The 18,168-nt window shown below is 53.3% G+C and carries 18 protein-coding genes; 12 read left to right on the top strand and 6 right to left on the bottom strand.

All coding sequences use genetic code 11. The annotated features are described in order from the left end of the window. The first annotated feature begins 10 nt into the window (after positions 1-10). Complete coding sequence (locus HV261_RS20745) at positions 11-1,879, top strand: amidohydrolase (protein ID WP_202039317.1); 1,869 nt, start codon at positions 11-13, stop codon at positions 1,877-1,879. Between the two features lie 60 nt (positions 1,880-1,939). On the opposite strand, the gene HV261_RS20740 is transcribed toward HV261_RS20745, so the two are convergent. Next, on the bottom strand, positions 1,940-2,542 hold the full coding sequence (locus HV261_RS20740; RefSeq protein WP_048212444.1) for a peroxiredoxin: 603 nt from the start codon (positions 2,540-2,542) through the stop codon (positions 1,940-1,942). A gap of 144 nt (positions 2,543-2,686) precedes the next feature. Beyond that, the gene (gene acpH, locus HV261_RS20735; RefSeq protein WP_202039316.1) at positions 2,687-3,268 is read right to left on the bottom strand and encodes an ACP phosphodiesterase; all 582 of its coding nucleotides are present in this window, start codon (positions 3,266-3,268) and stop codon (positions 2,687-2,689) included. A 90-nt stretch (positions 3,269-3,358) separates the two neighbouring features. On the opposite strand from acpH, the gene queA reads away from it, so the two are divergent. From queA to secF, 5 genes are all read left to right on the top strand, one after another. Next, a complete protein-coding gene (gene queA / locus HV261_RS20730) occupies positions 3,359-4,423 on the top strand; it encodes a tRNA preQ1(34) S-adenosylmethionine ribosyltransferase-isomerase QueA (RefSeq protein WP_202039315.1) in 1,065 nt (354 codons plus the stop codon). Positions 4,424-4,631: 208 nt separating this feature from the next. Continuing rightward, a complete protein-coding gene (tgt, locus tag HV261_RS20725; protein ID WP_045440480.1) occupies positions 4,632-5,759 on the top strand; it encodes a tRNA guanosine(34) transglycosylase Tgt in 1,128 nt (375 codons plus the stop codon). Between the two features lie 22 nt (positions 5,760-5,781). Continuing rightward, on the top strand, positions 5,782-6,114 hold the full coding sequence (gene yajC / locus HV261_RS20720; RefSeq protein WP_061155582.1) for a preprotein translocase subunit YajC: 333 nt from the start codon (positions 5,782-5,784) through the stop codon (positions 6,112-6,114). 27 nt (positions 6,115-6,141) lie between these two features. Then, positions 6,142-7,989, top strand: a complete 1,848-nt coding sequence (gene secD / locus HV261_RS20715) for a protein translocase subunit SecD (protein ID WP_202039314.1) — start codon at positions 6,142-6,144, stop codon at positions 7,987-7,989. A gap of 10 nt (positions 7,990-7,999) precedes the next feature. Continuing rightward, complete coding sequence (gene secF, locus HV261_RS20710) at positions 8,000-8,971, top strand: protein translocase subunit SecF (protein ID WP_202039313.1); 972 nt, start codon at positions 8,000-8,002, stop codon at positions 8,969-8,971. 282 nt (positions 8,972-9,253) lie between these two features. Here the strand turns inward: secF and tsx are convergent, their stop codons facing one another. Both tsx and HV261_RS20700 read right to left on the bottom strand, forming a co-directional pair. After that, positions 9,254-10,120: a nucleoside-specific channel-forming protein Tsx gene (tsx, locus tag HV261_RS20705; protein WP_137384644.1), complete on the bottom strand. Its 867-nt coding sequence runs from the start codon at positions 10,118-10,120 to the stop codon at positions 9,254-9,256. A 298-nt stretch (positions 10,121-10,418) separates the two neighbouring features. Beyond that, positions 10,419-10,958, bottom strand: a complete 540-nt coding sequence (locus HV261_RS20700; protein ID WP_202039312.1) for a SadB/YajI family lipoprotein — start codon at positions 10,956-10,958, stop codon at positions 10,419-10,421. Between the two features lie 154 nt (positions 10,959-11,112). Between HV261_RS20700 and nrdR the strand changes: the two genes are divergently transcribed. From nrdR to pgpA, 6 genes are all read left to right on the top strand, one after another. Then, positions 11,113-11,562 (top strand): transcriptional regulator NrdR, encoded by a 450-nt coding sequence (gene nrdR / locus HV261_RS20695; RefSeq protein ID WP_003021571.1) that lies wholly within the window; start codon positions 11,113-11,115, stop codon positions 11,560-11,562. Positions 11,563-11,565: 3 nt separating this feature from the next. Continuing rightward, positions 11,566-12,669 carry a bifunctional diaminohydroxyphosphoribosylaminopyrimidine deaminase/5-amino-6-(5-phosphoribosylamino)uracil reductase RibD gene (gene ribD / locus HV261_RS20690; protein WP_202039311.1) on the top strand — a complete coding sequence of 368 codons (1,104 nt, stop codon included), beginning with the start codon at positions 11,566-11,568 and terminating at the stop codon, positions 12,667-12,669. A gap of 86 nt (positions 12,670-12,755) precedes the next feature. Beyond that, positions 12,756-13,226 (top strand): 6,7-dimethyl-8-ribityllumazine synthase, encoded by a 471-nt coding sequence (gene ribH / locus HV261_RS20685; RefSeq protein WP_202039310.1) that lies wholly within the window; start codon positions 12,756-12,758, stop codon positions 13,224-13,226. 19 nt (positions 13,227-13,245) lie between these two features. Then, the gene (gene nusB, locus HV261_RS20680) at positions 13,246-13,665 is read left to right on the top strand and encodes a transcription antitermination factor NusB (protein WP_000801129.1); all 420 of its coding nucleotides are present in this window, start codon (positions 13,246-13,248) and stop codon (positions 13,663-13,665) included. A gap of 76 nt (positions 13,666-13,741) precedes the next feature. Next, complete coding sequence (gene thiL, locus HV261_RS20675; RefSeq protein WP_202039309.1) at positions 13,742-14,719, top strand: thiamine-phosphate kinase; 978 nt, start codon at positions 13,742-13,744, stop codon at positions 14,717-14,719. Beyond that, positions 14,697-15,215 (top strand): phosphatidylglycerophosphatase A, encoded by a 519-nt coding sequence (gene pgpA / locus HV261_RS20670; RefSeq protein ID WP_003021578.1) that lies wholly within the window; start codon positions 14,697-14,699, stop codon positions 15,213-15,215. The genes thiL and pgpA overlap by 23 nt, the downstream gene beginning before the upstream one ends. A gap of 57 nt (positions 15,216-15,272) precedes the next feature. Here pgpA and yajO read toward each other — a convergent pair whose 3' ends face one another. Continuing rightward, positions 15,273-16,247 carry a 1-deoxyxylulose-5-phosphate synthase YajO gene (gene yajO / locus HV261_RS20665; RefSeq protein WP_202039308.1) on the bottom strand — a complete coding sequence of 325 codons (975 nt, stop codon included), beginning with the start codon at positions 16,245-16,247 and terminating at the stop codon, positions 15,273-15,275. Between the two features lie 56 nt (positions 16,248-16,303). Next, complete coding sequence (gene dxs, locus HV261_RS20660; RefSeq protein ID WP_137384639.1) at positions 16,304-18,166, bottom strand: 1-deoxy-D-xylulose-5-phosphate synthase; 1,863 nt, start codon at positions 18,164-18,166, stop codon at positions 16,304-16,306. Positions 18,167-18,168: the final 2 nt, after the last annotated feature.

The raw sequence follows: 18,168 nt of genomic DNA, 5'->3' as shown, positions 1-18,168 counted from the left end.
GGAGATTGTTATGTCTCAAACTGCCACACTGATTCTGACTCACGGAAAAATTCATACTCTCGAAAAGCAAAGCCCGCAGGTAGAGGCGGTGGCGATCGCCAACGGGAAGATCCTCGCGACGGGTAGTCACGATCGGGTAATGAGCTTTGCGACCGACGGTACGCAGGTTGTCGATCTGCAGGGACACACCGTGATCCCGGGTTTAAATGATTCACACCTGCATCTGATTCGCGGCGGGTTGAATTACAACCTGGAACTGCGCTGGGAAGGCGTACCGTCACTGGCCGATGCGCTGCGTATGCTCAAAGAACAGGCCGACCGCACGCCGTCTCCGCAATGGGTGCGGGTGGTCGGCGGCTGGAGCGAGTTTCAGTTTGCCGAACGTCGTATGCCGACGTTGGAAGAACTGAACGACGCTGCACCGGATACACCGGTATTTGTTTTGCACCTCTACGACCGGGCGTTGCTGAATCGCGCGGCGCTGAAAGCCGTTGGCTACACCAAAGCCACACCGGACCCGGCGGGGGGAGAGATTGTGCGTGACGGCAACGGTAATCCAACCGGAATGTTGATAGCCAAACCGAATGCCATGATCCTCTATTCGACGCTGGCGAAAGGGCCAAAATTGCCGTTAGAGATGCAGGTTAACTCGACCCGCCAGTTTATGCGTGAGCTGAACCGCCTCGGGCTGACCAGCGCCATTGATGCCGGCGGCGGCTTCCAGAACTACCCGGAAGATTACGAGATCATCGAGCAACTGCACGCAAACCAGCAGATGACGGTGCGTATTGCTTACAACCTGTTTACCCAGCGTCCGAAGCAGGAAGTGGAAGACTTTGAGCGCTGGACGGATATGCTCAAACCCGGGCAAGGAACCGACTTCTATCGTGCTAACGGGGCAGGGGAAATGTTGGTCTTCTCGGCGGCTGACTTCGAAGATTTCCTGCAGCCACGTCCAGATTTACCGGAAGGGATGGAAGAGGAACTGGAGCGTGTCGTACGTCATCTGGTGGAACATCGTTGGCCGTTCCGTCTGCATGCCACTTATGATGAGTCCATCAGCCGTATGCTCGACGTGTTTGAGAAGGTGAACCGTGACATCCCGTTCAATGGCCTGCACTGGTTCTTCGATCATGCCGAAACGATTACCGAACGCAACATCGAACGGGTAAAAGCACTAGGCGGTGGCATTGCCGTTCAGCACCGTATGGCATTCCAGGGCGAGTATTTTGTCGATCGCTATGGCAAAGAGGCGGTGAAACATACGCCGCCGGTGGCAAAAATGCTGGCGGCTGATGTACCGGTTGGCCTGGGTACTGATGCTACGCGTGTGGCAAGTTACAACCCGTGGACAGCGTTGTACTGGCTGGTATCAGGACGCACCGTTGGCGGTATGGCGATGTACGATGATAACAACCGCCTGGCGCGTGATGTTGCCCTGGAACTGTGGACAGCAGGCAGCGCCTGGTTCTCCAGCGAGCAGGGTAAGAAAGGGCGTATTGAAAAGGATCAACTGGCAGATCTGGTGGTGCTGTCAAAAGACTATTTCAGCGTGCCGGAAGAAGAGATCAAAGGCATTGAGTCAGTGATGACCATTGTCGATGGCAAAGTGGTTTATGCGGCTGGACATTTCTCCCCGCTGGCCCCCCCAGCGATTCCGGTTGTCCCTGACTGGTCGCCCGTTGTGAAAGTACCGGGACATTATCGCTCAGCGCCGCCGGTTGCTGCGAAGGTTGGGGCAATGGTGCAGATGCATCAGTGCTGCGGCAGCTGTGGCGTACATGGTCATCAGCATGATATTGCGCGTAAATCAGGGATACCGGTATCAGACGACCGGGCCTTCTGGGGGGCGCTCGGCTGCTCCTGCTTCGCGTTTTAAAGGACGGGTCAGCGCCAATAAAAAAGGCCGCTTTTGCGGCCTTTTTTCGATTCATGCCAATTACAGGCTGGAAACGTTTTCGGTCAGGTATTTTGCTACGCCGTCCGGAGACGCGTTCATACCTTCTTTACCTTTTTCCCACTGTGCCGGGCAAACGTCGCCGTGCTCTTCGTGGAACTGCAGCGCGTCAACCATGCGCAGCATTTCGTCGATGTTACGGCCCAGCGGCAGGTCGTTAACAACCTGATGGCGAACAACGCCGTTAGCGTCGATCAGGAAAGAACCGCGCAGAGCAACGCCCGCTTCCGGGTGCTCGATGCCGTAGGCTTTCTGGATTTCGCGTTTGATGTCAGCAACCATTGCGTATTTCACTGCACCGATGCCGCCTTTGTCGACAGGGGTGTTACGCCATGCGTTGTGGACAAATTCAGAGTCAAAAGAAACGCCAACCACTTCAACGCCACGTTTCTGGAATTCTTCGTAACGCTTGTCGAATGCGATCAGTTCAGACGGGCAAACGAAGGTGAAGTCCATTGGCCAGAAGAACAGAACGGTGGTTTTACCGTTGGTATGCTGTTTGAAGTTGAAGTTATCAACAATCTCACCGCTACCCAGTACCGCAGCTGCTGTGAAATCCGGAGCCTGACGAGTTACCAGTACCATATAAATTCTCCTGCAAAGTTAAGGGTTTTTTGGAACGCAACGCGGGCCAGTATAGAGAGTGTTTGGCAATAAGACAAAGAGGCGCTGGCAATCAATGAGACAGGTTTTGACTATCAATGTTCGCCAGATGGCGTGTTCAGGCCATCAAAGCGTTTTACGGCGTGCCTGGTCCATCATCTGCGGGTAAAACTGCCAGAAGCGTTCTTCTAAGGCATCGTAATGGGTGTCCAGGTCGTACCATGAATCGCGCAGAGCATCGAGACGTGGACGGCGACTGGCCATCCCGTTGAGTACATTCTGGATAAAATCCATGTCGCGATAGCGCTCAAGCCATTTCTCTGACCACATATAATTGTTCAGATTGATAAAGCGCGGCGGTGATTCTGGCAGGATAGTGACAACCTGGGTGTGCGCGTAGCGCACAAAATCCGTCAGCGGGAAATCGGGAGAGATTTCTGACCAGTGTCGAGACAGGAAGTGATCCCACATGACGTCCAGCGTAATCGGTGCGACGCGACGCGTTTCGCTACGAAACCACTCTCTGGCTTCACGCACCTGCGGCAGGTTATCGGTCATTACGTCGATTCGGCGGTGCATGAAAATGCCTTCCACCACCTCAGGCGCAAAACTGGACGCCGGGTTTCCACGAACAAAATCGGCCAGCAGGTTGCCGGAGAGTGAGCTGTCAGCTAAATGTGCTAAGTGCAGGTGTGCAAGAAAATTCATAGTTAAACGTTTATCCAGAGGGGTAAAGGTTGCAGGGAGAACGCCCCGGCACTAGACTACCCGCCTCTTATTTTAGTCTGAGTCAGTGTCATGCGCGTTACCGATTTCACCTTTGAATTACCCGAATCCCTGATTGCCCACTATCCGCAAGCTGAGCGCAGCAGTTGCCGCTTGCTGTCACTGGATGGGCCGACGGGCGCGCTGACGCACGGTACTTTCACCGATTTGCTCGATAAGCTCAACCCTGGAGATCTGCTGGTCTTTAATAACACCCGCGTGATCCCGGCTCGTCTGTTTGGTCGTAAAGCCAGCGGCGGCAAGATTGAAGTGCTGGTCGAGCGTATGCTGGATGACAAACGTATTCTGGCGCATATTCGCGCCTCGAAAGCGCCAAAACCGGGCGCTGAACTGCTACTGGGTGACGACGAAAGTATTAATGCGACGATGGTCGCCCGCCATGACGCGCTGTTTGAAGTTGAGTTTAACGACGAACGCAGCGTGCTGGATATCCTCAACGCCATCGGCCATATGCCGCTGCCGCCGTATATCGATCGCCCGGATGAAGACGCCGACCGCGAGCTGTACCAGACCGTGTACAGCGAAAAGCCGGGCGCGGTCGCCGCGCCGACCGCGGGCCTGCACTTTGACGATCCGCTGCTGGCTAAACTGCGCGATAAGGGCATTGAGATGGCGTTCGTCACGCTACACGTGGGGGCAGGGACATTCCAGCCGGTGCGTGTAGACACTATCGAAGATCACATCATGCACTCGGAATACGCGGAAGTACCGCAGGATGTGGTTGATGCTGTGCTGGCGGCGAAAGCACGCGGTAACCGCGTTATTGCCGTGGGCACTACCTCCGTGCGTTCACTGGAAAGCGCAGCGCAGGCAGCCAAAAACGACCTTATTGAACCGTTCTTCGGCGATACGCAGATCTTCATCTATCCAGGTTATCAATACAAAGTGATAGACGCGTTGGTGACCAACTTCCATCTGCCGGAATCGACGCTGATCATGCTGGTTTCCGCCTTTGCAGGTTATAAAAACACCATGCACGCCTATCATGAAGCGGTCAAAGCGGAATATCGCTTTTTTAGTTACGGTGATGCGATGTTTATCACGTACAATCCGCAGGCTATTTCTGAGCGACCGTGAGAAGGCTATCTCACTTGCCATTTTGATGGCGGGCAGTGCTCGCCATCCTCACGTACTGCGTGTACGCTCCGGTGGCTGTGCGCTGGTCGCCCCCAAACTGGCTGCGCCGATTGCGCCTTCGCCAGTGGGTTAAAATATTTACACTCCGTGGAGTGAATCCATGGGGAAAGTTTAATCATCAGACTGTCTCTCTGATGCAGGAGAAAAAATGAAATTTGAACTGGATACCACCGATGGTCGCGCACGCCGCGGCCGCCTGGTTTTTGATCGTGGCGTAGTAGAAACGCCTGCTTTTATGCCGGTTGGTACTTACGGCACCGTGAAAGGCATGACGCCGGAAGAAGTTGAAGCAACCGGCGCACAGATCATCCTCGGCAACACCTTCCACCTGTGGCTGCGCCCGGGCCAGGAAATCATGAAGCTGCACGGCGACCTGCACGATTTCATGCAGTGGAAAGGACCGATCCTCACTGATTCCGGTGGTTTCCAGGTGTTCAGCCTGGGCGATATCCGTAAGATCACCGAGCAGGGTGTGCATTTCCGTAATCCGATCAACGGCGATCCGATTTTCCTCGATCCCGAGAAGTCGATGGAGATTCAATACGATCTCGGTTCCGATATCGTGATGATTTTCGATGAATGTACGCCGTATCCGGCTGACTGGGACTATGCTAAACGCTCAATGGAGATGTCTTTGCGTTGGGCGAAGCGCAGCCGTGACCGTTTTGATGGCCTTGGCAACAAAAATGCGCTTTTTGGCATCATTCAGGGCAGTGTTTACGAAGATTTACGTGATATCTCTGTCAAAGGTCTGGTAGATATTGGCTTTGATGGCTACGCTGTCGGCGGTTTGGCTGTCGGTGAGCCGAAAGCGGATATGCACCGCATTCTGGAACATGTTTGCCCGCAAATTCCGGCAGATAAACCTCGCTATCTGATGGGCGTTGGCAAACCAGAAGATCTGGTTGAAGGCGTGCGTCGTGGTATCGATATGTTTGACTGCGTGATGCCAACGCGAAATGCCCGTAATGGTCATTTGTTTGTGACTGACGGCGTGGTAAAAATTCGTAATGCGAAACATAAAAGCGACACCAGTCCGCTCGATGCCGAGTGTGATTGCTACACCTGTCGCAATTATTCGCGTGCTTACTTGCATCATCTCGACCGTTGCAACGAAATATTGGGCGCGCGACTCAACACGATTCATAACCTTCGCTACTACCAGCGTTTGATGGCGGGTTTACGCAAGGCTATTGAAGAGGGTAAATTAGAGAGCTTCGTGACCGATTTTTACCAACGTCAGGGTCGACCTGTTCCACCTTTGAACGTTGATTAATTTTAATAATGAGGGAATTTGAATGAGCTTTTTTATTTCTGATGCGGTAGCGGCAACAGGTGCTCCGGCGCAGGGCAGCCCGATGTCTCTGATTCTGATGCTGGTGGTGTTTGGTCTGATTTTCTACTTCATGATCCTGCGCCCACAGCAAAAGCGTACCAAAGAACATAAAAACCTGATGAGCTCCATTGCCAAGGGTGATGAAGTGCTGACTAACGGTGGCCTGGTAGGTCGCGTGACCAAAGTAGCAGAAACTGGCTACATCGCTATCGCGCTGAACGACACCACTGAAGTGGTTATCAAACGTGATTTCGTAGCTGCCGTTCTGCCGAAAGGCACGATGAAGGCGCTGTAATTTATTGTTTTCCCAAAGGGAACTGCCGTGTTAAACCGTTATCCTTTGTGGAAGTACATTATGCTGGTCGTCGTTATTATCGTCGGCCTGCTTTACGCACTTCCCAACCTGTATGGTGAGGATCCGGCTGTTCAAATCACTGGCGTGCGCGGTGCCGCCGCCAGTGAGCAAACGCTGATCCAGGTCCAGAAAACGTTACAAGAAGATAAAATCACACCTAAGTCTGTGGCTCTGGAAGAGGGCGCTATTCTTGCGCGCTTTGACTCCACCGATACCCAACTGCGCGCACGTGAAGTGTTGATGGGCGTGCTGGGTGATCAATACGTCGTGGCGCTTAACCTTGCTCCGGCAACACCCCGTTGGCTGGCAGCCATTCACGCAGAACCGATGAAACTCGGTCTTGATCTGCGTGGCGGCGTTCACTTCCTGATGGAAGTGGATATGGACACCGCACTGGGTAAATTGCAGGAACAAAATATCGATAGCCTGCGCAGCGATCTGCGTGAAAAAGGCATTCCTTATACTACCGTTCGGAAAGAAGATAACTACGGTCTGAGCATCACCTTCCGTGATGGAAATGCCCGTGATGAAGCTATCTCTTACCTGAGCAAGCGTCACCAGGATCTGGTGATTTCCAGCCAGGGCAGCAATGCGCTGCGTGCGGTGATGACCGATGCGCGCCTGAGTGAAGCGCGTGAATACGCGGTCCAGCAGAACATCAACATCCTGCGTAACCGTGTTAACCAGCTGGGTGTTGCTGAACCTGTTGTTCAGCGTCAGGGTGCTGACCGTATCGTCGTCGAACTGCCTGGTATCCAGGATACTGCGCGTGCGAAAGAAATTTTGGGCGCCACCGCGACGCTGGAATTCCGTCTGGTAAATACCAACGTTGACCAGTCTGCTGCGGCATCCGGACGTGTTCCGGGTGATTCGGAAGTGAAACAATCCCGTGAAGGTCAGCCAGTAGTGCTGTACAAGCGCGTGATCCTGACCGGTGACCATATCACCGATTCCACTTCCAGCCAGGACGAATACAATCAGCCGCAGGTTAACATCTCGCTGGATAGCGCAGGTGGTAACATCATGTCTAACTTCACCAAGGACAACATCGGTAAACCGATGGCGACCCTGTTCGTGGAGTACAAAGACAGCGGTAAGAAAGATGCCAACGGTCGTGCCGTACTGGTGAAACAGGAAGAGGTGATTAACATTGCCAACATCCAGTCTCGCTTGGGCAACAGCTTCCGTATTACCGGTATCAACAACCCGAATGAAGCGCGTCAGCTTTCCCTGCTGTTACGTGCTGGTGCATTGATTGCGCCGATTCAGATTGTTGAAGAAAGGACAATCGGCCCAACCCTGGGTATGCAGAACATTAAACAGGGTCTGGAAGCGTGTCTGGCCGGTCTGGTGGTTTCAATTCTGTTCATGATCTTCTTCTATAAGAAGTTCGGTCTGATTGCGACAAGCGCGCTGGTTGCCAACCTGGTATTGATTGTCGGCATTATGTCACTGTTGCCGGGGGCGACGTTGAGTATGCCGGGTATTGCGGGGATCGTCTTAACCCTTGCCGTCGCGGTCGATGCTAACGTACTGATCAACGAACGTATCAAAGAAGAGTTGAGCAACGGACGTTCGGTGCAGCAAGCAATCAATGAAGGTTATGCGGGTGCATTTAGCTCCATCTTCGATGCGAACATTACGACGTTGATCAAGGTCATCATCCTGTACGCAGTTGGCACCGGGGCAATTAAAGGGTTCGCGATTACTACTGGTATTGGTGTGGCGACGTCGATGTTTACCGCGATTGTCGGTACACGTGCCATCGTAAACCTGTTGTATGGCGGCAAGCGCGTCAAAAAGCTGTCAATCTGAGGAGTGCGATGTGGCACAGGAATATACTGTTGAACAATTGAACCACGGCCGTAAAGTCTGGGACTTTATGCGCTGGGACTACTGGGCTTTCGGCATTTCTGGTTTCCTGCTGATTGCGGCCATCATTGTGATGGGCGTACGCGGGTTTAACTGGGGTCTCGATTTCACCGGTGGTACGGTGATTGAAATTACGCTGGAAAAACCAGCGGACATGGACGTGATGCGCGATGCGCTGGAGAAAGCGGGCTTCGTTGATCCGCTGCTGCAGAACTTCGGCAGCAGCCACGACATTATGGTACGTATGCCGCCAACTGAAGGCGCAGACGGCGGCCAGGTGTTGGGCAGCAAAGTGTTGAGCGTGATTAACGAGTCCACCAACCAAAACGCTGCGGTGAAGCGAATTGAATTCGTGGGTCCGAGCGTGGGGGCCGATCTTGCACAAACCGGTGCAATGGCGCTGATGGCGGCACTGATCTCCATCCTGGTATATGTTGGTTTCCGCTTCGAGTGGCGACTGGCGGCAGGTGTGGTTATCGCATTGGCGCACGACGTTATCATTACGCTCGGGATCCTGTCGTTGTTCCATATCGAGATTGACCTGACTATCGTTGCCTCACTGATGTCGGTAATCGGTTACTCGTTGAACGACAGTATCGTGGTATCTGACCGTATTCGTGAAAACTTCCGCAAGATTCGTCGCGGTACGCCTTACGAAATCTTTAACGTGTCATTGACCCAGACGCTGCACCGTACGTTGATTACATCCGGTACCACGTTGATGGTTATCCTGATGCTGTTCCTGTTCGGTGGCCCGGTACTGGAAGGCTTCTCGCTGACCATGCTGATCGGTGTGTCCATCGGTACTGCATCGTCTATCTATGTGGCTTCGGCACTGGCGTTGAAGCTGGGTATGAAGCGCGAGCACATGCTGCAGCAGAAGGTCGAGAAAGAAGGGGCGGATCAGCCGTCAATTCTGCCTTAACCAACGCAGGCAAAAGTACTGAAATCCCGATCGCAAGGTCGGGATTTTTTTTGCCTGTGGAAACTCCACAGCCTCTCTGTGTAATGCCAGTTAGCTAACGCCTCAGTTTTAGAAAGCATCACATGTGTTGGCAGAGATAATGAACATGCTATCTCTGAGGAACGGAGACTTATTCAGAGCAAAACGTTCTCTATACATGTTTAACTGATCATCATTACAGCCTGGCTGTGGAACAAAAAAAGCCAGCGGTTAAGCTGGCTTGTCTTTGATTAATTTACTGGATTAGAAGTTGTAACCGACAACCAGGTAACCACCCCAACCGGTAGATTTCGCGCTGAAGTCACCTTCGCCCCAGTTCAGAGTATCGCCACCTTTCCACTGGCCGCCGTTATGGAAATAACGTGCGACGACAGAGTAGTGCCAGTGATCATAGTTCAGGGCGAGAACATGGCTGGATGCGATAGAGTTGCTGGTACGGTTCGGATCATCACCCAGATCTGAGCCCCAGTCGAAGTTGGTGAAGCCGATATAGGTCAGCTGGCCGCCCCAAACCTGAGTGATTGGCACAAAGTATTTAACTTTGAAACGGTAACCATCCCACTCGTTTTCGTTAGACGCGCCATAGTTCTGCCACTGGTATTTAGCATACACGTTCAGAGACAGGCCCATCGGCAGGCCGGTGTCGATATCAGTACCCAGACCCATGTACCAGGTGCTCTGACGGCTGGCTTTGTTGTCACCCATATCGTAGATATAGTTGTTGGCGAAGTACCATTCTTTGAACGGACCAAAGCTCAGGTCAGCACCCGTCAGTTTATCGATAGAGAAACGCGGTTCGATTTCCATGAACAGCGGGGAACCGTCAGACCAGATGCCTTTATCGTTGCCGTTACCCCAGTCAAAGGTCTTAGGAATATCGATGTAGCCATAGAAATCAAACCAGTCTTTTTTGGCAAACGCTTCGTATTCGAGATAAACGTCGTTGTTCAGCTTCGGAGAAAAGCGAGTGTGGTAGCTACCCACAACGTTAACGCTCTGATGCCACCAGTCGGAAAGATATTGCGGTTTGTCATTTTCTGCCGCGTTTGCAACAGTAAATGATGAGGAGAGCGCCAGCACTGCACCGGCTGCAAGTAATGTTTTTTTCATATGTATGCCACTGTTTGAAATCCCTTTCGGGAGTGAAAAAGGCGCAAATTGCGTTTCTAAATATTTCGTATTTCTTCGGAGCCTATTATAAAAATCATTGTTCACAAAAATATGTCTTGTTTCACAGTTCTATCATTTACGTAATCGATTGCGTTCACGTTTGCGTACTTTAGGCGGCGAATTGTACTGGCTCCCATGAATGTTGCCAAGTTTTAACAGAAATATCGGTTATGTCAGGGGAGTAACATAATAAGGCGGAGTGATGTTGCGGAACGCACAAAAACGTTCCGCAAAAAGTTTATTGACTAACAGGCTGGATGTCGTGGATGCGAACAAAACCTAACTGGTCAGGAGACGGTCCGTTTAGCTGCAACGGAATATCTACATCGCTGGGGGCAAGGATACTCGCCGGGGCGTTTATCAACTGATTCTGTACATTCACTTCCTGGTAGTTGTCTGTGGTGCCCTGAATTTGTCCGTACTCTACAGTACCGCTAAAGGCAGGGAGCGGGGTGTTCGATTCCCCCTGAATACGCAGCGTCAGGCGCGTTCCTGCCGCATTTGGCGCAATATTCACCAGCGACATACGCAACGTGCCGATCTGACTATCCAGCCGGGCAGGCGTTTTGGAACCGGGTAGCAGGTAGGCTCCGCTGGTCGATTTGGCATTCAACATATTTTGTTGCGTAATTTTTACCGTTTCCTGATTGAGCTGCGTCATCTCTTTATTCAACGTGCTAACGCTTTGATGCATCTGGCGTACTTCGCTTTGCTGCGCACAGGCGCTGAGGCTAAAGAGGCTTCCCACCAGGAGAATTCTTAGGTAACGTCTTGTCATTGTGATTACTTCCTTCATTGTCGCGATAGCATAATGGTAGTGTGCGCAGAGCACGAAGGCATCGATCCTTTGTCTCAAAAGCGCTCCGCCTTTGTTGTCACGCCAGTTCAGGGTAAAATAGATTTCTGCGAACCACTAAGGTACAGGACGCCGTATGCATTGCCCATTCTGTTTCGCCGTAGACACTAAGGTAATTGACTCTCGTCTTGTGGGCGAGGGCTCTTCGGTACGCCGCCGCCGACAGTGTCTGGTCTGTAACGAACGTTTCACCACTTTTGAGGTGGCTGAACTTGTTATGCCGCGCGTTGTAAAAAGCAACGATGTGCGTGAACCCTTTAATGAAGAGAAGCTGCGTAGCGGCATGCTCAGAGCGCTTGAAAAACGTCCGGTCAGCGCAGATGACGTCGAAATGGCGTTAAACCATATAAAATCGCAGCTGCGTGCGACAGGCGAGCGTGAAGTGCCGAGTAAGATGATCGGCAACCTGGTGATGGAGCAGTTGAAAAAGCTCGATAAAGTCGCCTACATCCGCTTTGCCTCGGTTTACCGGAGCTTCGAAGATATCAAAGAATTTGGCGAAGAGATTGCTCGCCTACAGGACTAAGCCATGCAGGATGAATTGTACATGGCGCGAGCGCTGAAGCTTGCCGCGCGCGGACGTTTTACTACTCACCCCAATCCCAACGTGGGCTGTGTGATTGTTAAAGATGGGGAAATCGTCGGTGAGGGGTATCACCATCGCGCGGGCGAGCCTCATGCCGAAGTCCATGCTCTGCGTATGGCGGGAGAAAAAGCGCAGGGGGCAACGGCCTACGTTACGCTTGAACCCTGTAGTCATCATGGTCGCACGCCGCCGTGCTGCGATGCGCTGATCGCCGCCGGTGTGACGCGTGTGGTTGCTGCTATGCAAGATCCTAATCCACAGGTCGCTGGCCGTGGGCTTTATCGCTTGCAGCAGGCGGGCATTGACGTCAGCCATGGCCTGATGATGAGCGAAGTTGAGCAGCTTAATAAGGGCTTTCTCAAACGGATGCGTACCGGATTCCCTTACGTACAGCTCAAGCTGGGCGCCTCGCTTGATGGGCGCACGGCGATGGCCAGTGGTGAAAGCCAGTGGATAACCTCGCCGCAGGCGCGCCGCGATGTGCAACGCCTGCGCGCGCAAAGCCATGCCATCTTAACCAGCAGTGCCACGGTACTGGCGGATGACCCTCAGCTTACCGTCCGTTGGGAAGAACTGGGGGAGTCAACCCAGGCGAGTTATCCGCAGGAAAATTTGCGTCAGCCGATCCGTATTGTACTTGATAGCCAGAACCAGGTAACACCGGCGCATCGTATTGTGCAACAGCCCGGAGAAACCTGGATCGTCCGTACCCAGGACGATTCTCGCAGCTGGCCGGAAACGGTTCGTAGCCTGAAAGTGCCGGAACATAACGGGCATCTGGATCTGGTGGTGTTGATGATGCAGCTGGGCAAGCAGCAAATTAACAGCATTTGGGTTGAGGCCGGGCCAACACTTGCAGGCGCGTTATTACAGGCTGGCGTGGTGGATGAGCTAATCGTCTATGTTGCGCCTAAACTGTTAGGCAGCGATGCCCGGGGATTATGTGTGCTTCCAGGCCTTGAGAAACTGGCTGACGCCCCCCATTTCAAATTCAACGAAATACGCCATGTAGGTCCGGACCTTTGCCTGCATTTAGTGGGCGCATGATCTCCCGGTTCGAAAGGGAAGCAGCGCACAGATTATTATGATAAAATCTGCCCCCCTGCGGGGTCTAGTGAATCCGAAGGAAGAATATGAACATTATTGAAGCTAACGTTGCTACCCCGGACGCTCGCGTCGCCATCACCATTGCGCGTTTCAACAACTTTATCAATGACAGCCTGCTGGAAGGTGCGATCGACGCCCTGAAACGTATTGGTCAGGTTAAAGATGAAAATATTACCGTCGTTTGGGTTCCAGGCGCGTATGAGCTGCCGCTGGCGGCTGACGTACTGGCAAAAACCGGTAAATATGACGCGGTGATTGCGCTGGGTACGGTTATCCGTGGCGGTACCGCACACTTCGAATATGTGGCTGGCGGTGCAAGCAATGGCCTGGCGCATGTCGCTCAGGACAGCGGTATTCCGGTAGCCTTCGGTGTTCTGACCACCGAAAGTATTGAACAAGCCATCGAACGTGCTGGCACCAAAGCCGGCAACAAAGGCGCAGAAGCTGCACTGACTGCGCTTGAAATGATTAATGTATTGAAAGCCATCAAGGCCTGATTTTTGTAAGGGGAAATCCGTGAAACCTGCTGCTCGTCGCCGCGCCCGTGAGTGTGCCGTCCAGGCGCTCTACTCCTGGCAGTTGTCCCAGAACGACATCGCTGATGTTGAATACCAGTTCCTGGCGGAACAGGACGTTAAAGATGTCGACGTTCTGTATTTCCGTGAACTGCTGTCCGGGGTGGCGACTAACAGCGCGTACCTGGATGGACTGATGAAGCCTTACCTGTCTCGCCTGTTGGAAGAGCTGGGTCAGGTAGAAAAAGCCGTGCTGCGTATTGCGCTGTTTGAACTGTCTAAGCGTAGTGATGTGCCGTATAAAGTGGCCATTAACGAAGCGATTGAACTGGCGAAAACCTTCGGCGCTGAAGATAGCCATAAATTCGTCAACGGCGTACTGGATAAAGCAGCACCTGTGATTCGCCCCAACAAAAAGTGATCCCGAGGCCGGCTGGAGGGTGGAACCTGTTTCCACTGTCCCCGGCTTTTTCTTTTTTCCTGCTGAGGCATAACGTATGGCATGTGGCGAGTTTTCCCTGATTGCCCGTTATTTTGACCGCGTAAGAAGCTCTCGTCTTGATGTCGAAACTGGTATTGGCGACGATTGCGCACTTCTGAACATTCCTGAAAAACAGACGCTGGCGATCAGTACCGATACGCTGGTGGCTGGCAACCACTTCCTCCCCGATATCGATCCCACAGACCTGGCCTGGAAAGCGCTGGCGGTGAACTTGAGCGATCTGGCGGCGATGGGGGCCGATCCTGCATGGTTGACGCTGGCAATCACATTGCCTGACGTCGATGAAGCCTGGCTTGAAGCTTTCAGTGATGGCCTGTTTGAGCTCCTGAATTACTATGATATGCAGCTGATTGGCGGTGACACCACGCGTGGGCCGCTGTCGATGACGCTGGGTATTCATGGCTACGTCCCGGTTGGACGGGCCTTAAAACGCTCCGGTGCGAAACCGGGCGACTGGATTTACGTTACCGGTACGCCGGGCGACAGCGCTGCCGGGTTAGCTATTCTGCAAAACCGATTGCAGGTAACCGATGCCAAAGACGCTGACTATCTGCTCAAGCGTCACCTGCGTCCCACGCCGCGAATTTTACAAGGGCAAGCCCTGCGCGACCTGGCGAGCGCCGCTATCGATCTCTCGGACGGTCTGATTTCCGATCTGGGCCATATCGTTAATGCCAGCGGCTGCGGCGCACGGATTAACGTCGATGCGCTGCCATATTCCACTGCGTTTACCCAACACGTCGAGCCTGAACAGGCGTTGCGTTGGGCGCTCTCGGGCGGTGAAGATTATGAGTTATGCTTTACCGTACCGGAAATGAATCGTGGGGCGCTGGACGTCGCGCTGGGGCATCTCGGCACACCGTTTACCTGCATTGGGCAGATGAGTGCGGATGTGGAAGGCATTCATTTTACGCGTGATGGAAAGCCCGTCACGTTTGACTGGAAAGGATATGACCATTTTGCCGCGCCTTAAAAAAGATGTCGCAAAAAGCCGTTTGAGCATGCGTAATCCGTGGCACCTGCTGGCTACCGGATTTGGCAGTGGATTGAGCCCGATTGTACCGGGCACCATGGGATCGCTGGCGGCGATCCCATTTTGGTATTTAATGACATTTCTGCCGTGGCAACTCTATTCACTGGTGGTCATGCTGTCGATCTGTATTGGCGTCTATCTGTGCCATCAAACGGCAAAAGATATGGGCGTGCACGATCACGGCAGCATTGTCTGGGACGAGTTTGTCGGGATGTGGATAACCCTGATGGCGCTGCCGACCAACGACTGGCAGTGGGTTGCCGCTGGATTTGTGATTTTCCGTATTCTGGATATGTGGAAACCCTGGCCGATTCGCTGGTTCGATCGTAACGTACATGGCGGCACGGGGATCATGATCGATGATATCGTGGCTGGGATACTGTCCGCCGGGATACTGTACTTTATTGGCCATCACTGGCCGGTAGGGATCATTTAAAGGGGATGCCGGATGGCGGCGTAAACGCCTTATCCGGCCTACAATCTACAACCGCGCTTATTTAAATCCCACCACCGGATGCTGTTTGTACGGCATTTCCAGTTCGGCAATATGCTCTGGTTTCAGCGTTAAATCTACCGCGTTAAGTAATTCATCCAACTGTTCTTCCCGCGATGAGCCGATAATCGGTGCGGCGACGCCTGGCTTGCTTAACAGCCATGCCAGAGCGACCTGCGCACGTGTAGCGCCCAGTTCTTCACTGACGCCAGTCAATCGTGCAGCAATTTGCGCGTCGTTTTCATCACTTTCTCTGTACAGGTTTTTGCCGACTTCATCGGAAACCAGGCGTGCGGTGGTTTCTCCCCACGGGCGCGTCAGGCGACCACGCGCCAGCGGGCTCCATGGGATCACCGCCACACCTTCCTGAGAGCAAAGCGGTAGCATGTCGCGTTCTTCTTCGCGGTAGATCAGATTGTAGTGATCCTGCATGCTGATAAATTGCGCCCAGCCGTGTTGTTTCTGCAGGGCCAGTGCCTGAGCAAACTGCGAAGCGTGCATGGAGGATGCGCCGATGTAGCGTGCTTTTCCGGCTTTCACGACGTCATTAAGCGCTTCCAGCGTTTCTTCAATGGGCGTGTTGTAATCCCAGCGGTGAATTTGCAGGATGTCTACATAGTCCATACCCAGGCGTCTGAGGCTGTCGTCGATTGAGCGCAGGATTTGTGCGCGGGATAATCCTTCTGCTAAATCATCTACCTGGTGAAAAACCTTGGTCGCGACCACGACATCTTCGCGGCGGGCGAAATCGCGCAGCGCACGGCCGACAATTTCCTCACTGCTGCCTGCTGAGTAACTGTTTGCGGTATCGAAAAAGTTAATACCACCCTCAAGGGCATGTTTGATAATCGGGCGACTACTCTCTTCTGGTAGCGTCCAGGCGTGATTGCCGCGATTGGGTTCGCCAAACGTCATGCAGCCCAGACAAAGGCGGGAGACCCGAAGGTCTGTTTTTCCTAAGGTGTTGTATTGCATAAATTCGCTCCTGCTTAGCGTGTTATTTATTAAGCATAGCAGGAGCGAGAGGGGGATTATGCCAGCCAGGCCTTGATTTTGGCCTCAATTCCGGCTGCATTCAGGCCCAGTTCGGCGCGAGCCTCGTCCTGAGTACCCTGGGGAATGAAGAAATCAGGCAGACCAATGTTCAGTACCGGAACCGGCTTACGATGCGCCATCAGCACTTCGTTTACACCGCTACCTGCGCCGCCCATAATGGCGTTTTCTTCAATCGTCACCAGCACGTCGTGCTGTGCTGCCATTTCCAGAATCAGTGCTTCATCCAGCGGTTTCACGAAGCGCATATCGACCAGCGTTGCGTTCAGCGATTCCGCGACCTGAGCCGCTTCCGGCATCAACGTACCGAAGTTCAGAATCGCCAGTTTCTCACCGTGACGCTTGACGATACCTTTACCGATAGGCAATTGTTCCAGCGGCGTCAGCTCAACACCTACGGCAGTACCGCGTGGATAACGCACGACCGTTGGGCCATTGTTGTAGTGATAGCCAGTAAACAACATTTGGCGACATTCGTTCTCATCGCTCGGGGTCATAATGACCATTTCCGGGATGCAGCGCAGGAAGGAAAGATCGAACGCCCCCTGGTGAGTTTGCCCATCAGCACCCACGATTCCTGCCCGATCAACGGCGAACAGGACCGGCAGTTTTTGAATGGCAACATCGTGCAGCACCTGATCGTAGGCGCGTTGCAAGAACGTGGAATAGATAGCGACGATGGGTTTATAACCACCAATCGCCAGGCCGGCCGCAAACGTCACCGCATGCTGCTCGGCAATGGCCACGTCGAAGTAGCGATCCGGGAACTTACGGGAAAACTCCACCATACCGGAGCCTTCACGCATTGCCGGGGTAATCGCCATCAGCTTGTTGTCTTTTGCTGCGGTTTCACACAGCCAGTCACCGAAGATTTTTGAATAGCTCGGCAGACCGCCGCTGCTTTTCGGCAGACATCCGCTGGACGGATCGAATTTGGGCACCGCGTGGAAGGTGATCGGATCTTTTTCTGCCGGCTCGTAGCCACGACCCTTCTTGGTCATGATGTGCAGGAACTGCGGGCCTTTCAGATCGCGCATGTTTTTAAGCGTAGTGATAAGCCCCAGCACATCGTGACCGTCTACCGGACCAATATAGTTAAAGCCCAGCTCTTCAAACAGCGTACCCGGCACAACCATGCCTTTGATGTGTTCTTCGGTACGCTTGAGCAGCTCTTTAATCGGCGGTACGCCGGAGAACACTTTCTTGCCGCCTTCGCGCAGCGACGAATAGAGTTTTCCAGAGAGCAGTTGCGCCAGGTGGTTATTCAGCGCACCGACGTTTTCCGAAATCGACATTTCATTGTCATTGAGGATAACCAGCATGTCGGGCTTAATATCGCCCGCATGGTTCATCGCTTCAAACGCCATCCCGGCGGTGATGGCACCGTCGCCAATGACGCATACAGTACGGCGCTCTTTGCCTTCTTTCTCGGCGGCAACCGCAATGCCGATGCCTGCGCTGATAGAGGTTGAGGAGTGGCCAACGCTCAGTACGTCATACTCACTCTCGCCGCGCCACGGGAACGGATGCAGGCCGCCTTTCTGGCGAATAGTGCCAATCTTATCGCGGCGACCGGTAAGAATTTTGTGCGGATAAGCCTGATGTCCCACATCCCAGATTAACTGGTCGAACGGGGTGTTGTAGACATAGTGCAGCGCGACGGTGAGTTCCACCGTGCCCAGACCAGAGGCGAAGTGCCCGCTGGAACGGCTCACGCTGTCGAGCAAATAGCGGCGCAGTTCGTCGCAAAGCTTAGGCAGGCTCTCTTTTGGCAGCAGTCTTAACTCCTGGGTGGAGTCGACCAACGCCAGGGTCGGGTATTTGGCTATATCAAAACTCATCG

Origin of the sequence: Citrobacter sp. RHBSTW-00671 (genome assembly GCF_014103415.1) — a bacterium.
Lineage (GTDB): Bacteria > Pseudomonadota > Gammaproteobacteria > Enterobacterales > Enterobacteriaceae > Citrobacter.
This window is presented reverse-complemented; position numbering and strand designations above follow the sequence as displayed.

Coding starts and splice junctions, on each gene's coding strand:
- HV261_RS20745 (WP_202039317.1), top strand. CDS start 11: ATGTCTCAAACTGCCACACTGATTCTGACTCACGGAAAAATTCATACT.
- HV261_RS20740 (WP_048212444.1), bottom strand. CDS start 2,542: ATGGTACTGGTAACTCGTCAGGCTCCGGATTTCACAGCAGCTGCGGTA.
- acpH (WP_202039316.1), bottom strand. CDS start 3,268: ATGAATTTTCTTGCACACCTGCACTTAGCACATTTAGCTGACAGCTCA.
- queA (WP_202039315.1), top strand. CDS start 3,359: ATGCGCGTTACCGATTTCACCTTTGAATTACCCGAATCCCTGATTGCC.
- tgt (WP_045440480.1), top strand. CDS start 4,632: ATGAAATTTGAACTGGATACCACCGATGGTCGCGCACGCCGCGGCCGC.
- yajC (WP_061155582.1), top strand. CDS start 5,782: ATGAGCTTTTTTATTTCTGATGCGGTAGCGGCAACAGGTGCTCCGGCG.
- tsx (WP_137384644.1), bottom strand. CDS start 10,120: ATGAAAAAAACATTACTTGCAGCCGGTGCAGTGCTGGCGCTCTCCTCA.
- HV261_RS20700 (WP_202039312.1), bottom strand. CDS start 10,958: ATGACAAGACGTTACCTAAGAATTCTCCTGGTGGGAAGCCTCTTTAGC.
- nrdR (WP_003021571.1), top strand. CDS start 11,113: ATGCATTGCCCATTCTGTTTCGCCGTAGACACTAAGGTAATTGACTCT.
- ribD (WP_202039311.1), top strand. CDS start 11,566: ATGCAGGATGAATTGTACATGGCGCGAGCGCTGAAGCTTGCCGCGCGC.
- ribH (WP_202039310.1), top strand. CDS start 12,756: ATGAACATTATTGAAGCTAACGTTGCTACCCCGGACGCTCGCGTCGCC.
- thiL (WP_202039309.1), top strand. CDS start 13,742: ATGGCATGTGGCGAGTTTTCCCTGATTGCCCGTTATTTTGACCGCGTA.
- pgpA (WP_003021578.1), top strand. CDS start 14,697: ATGACCATTTTGCCGCGCCTTAAAAAAGATGTCGCAAAAAGCCGTTTG.
- yajO (WP_202039308.1), bottom strand. CDS start 16,247: ATGCAATACAACACCTTAGGAAAAACAGACCTTCGGGTCTCCCGCCTT.
- dxs (WP_137384639.1), bottom strand. CDS start 18,166: ATGAGTTTTGATATAGCCAAATACCCGACCCTGGCGTTGGTCGACTCC.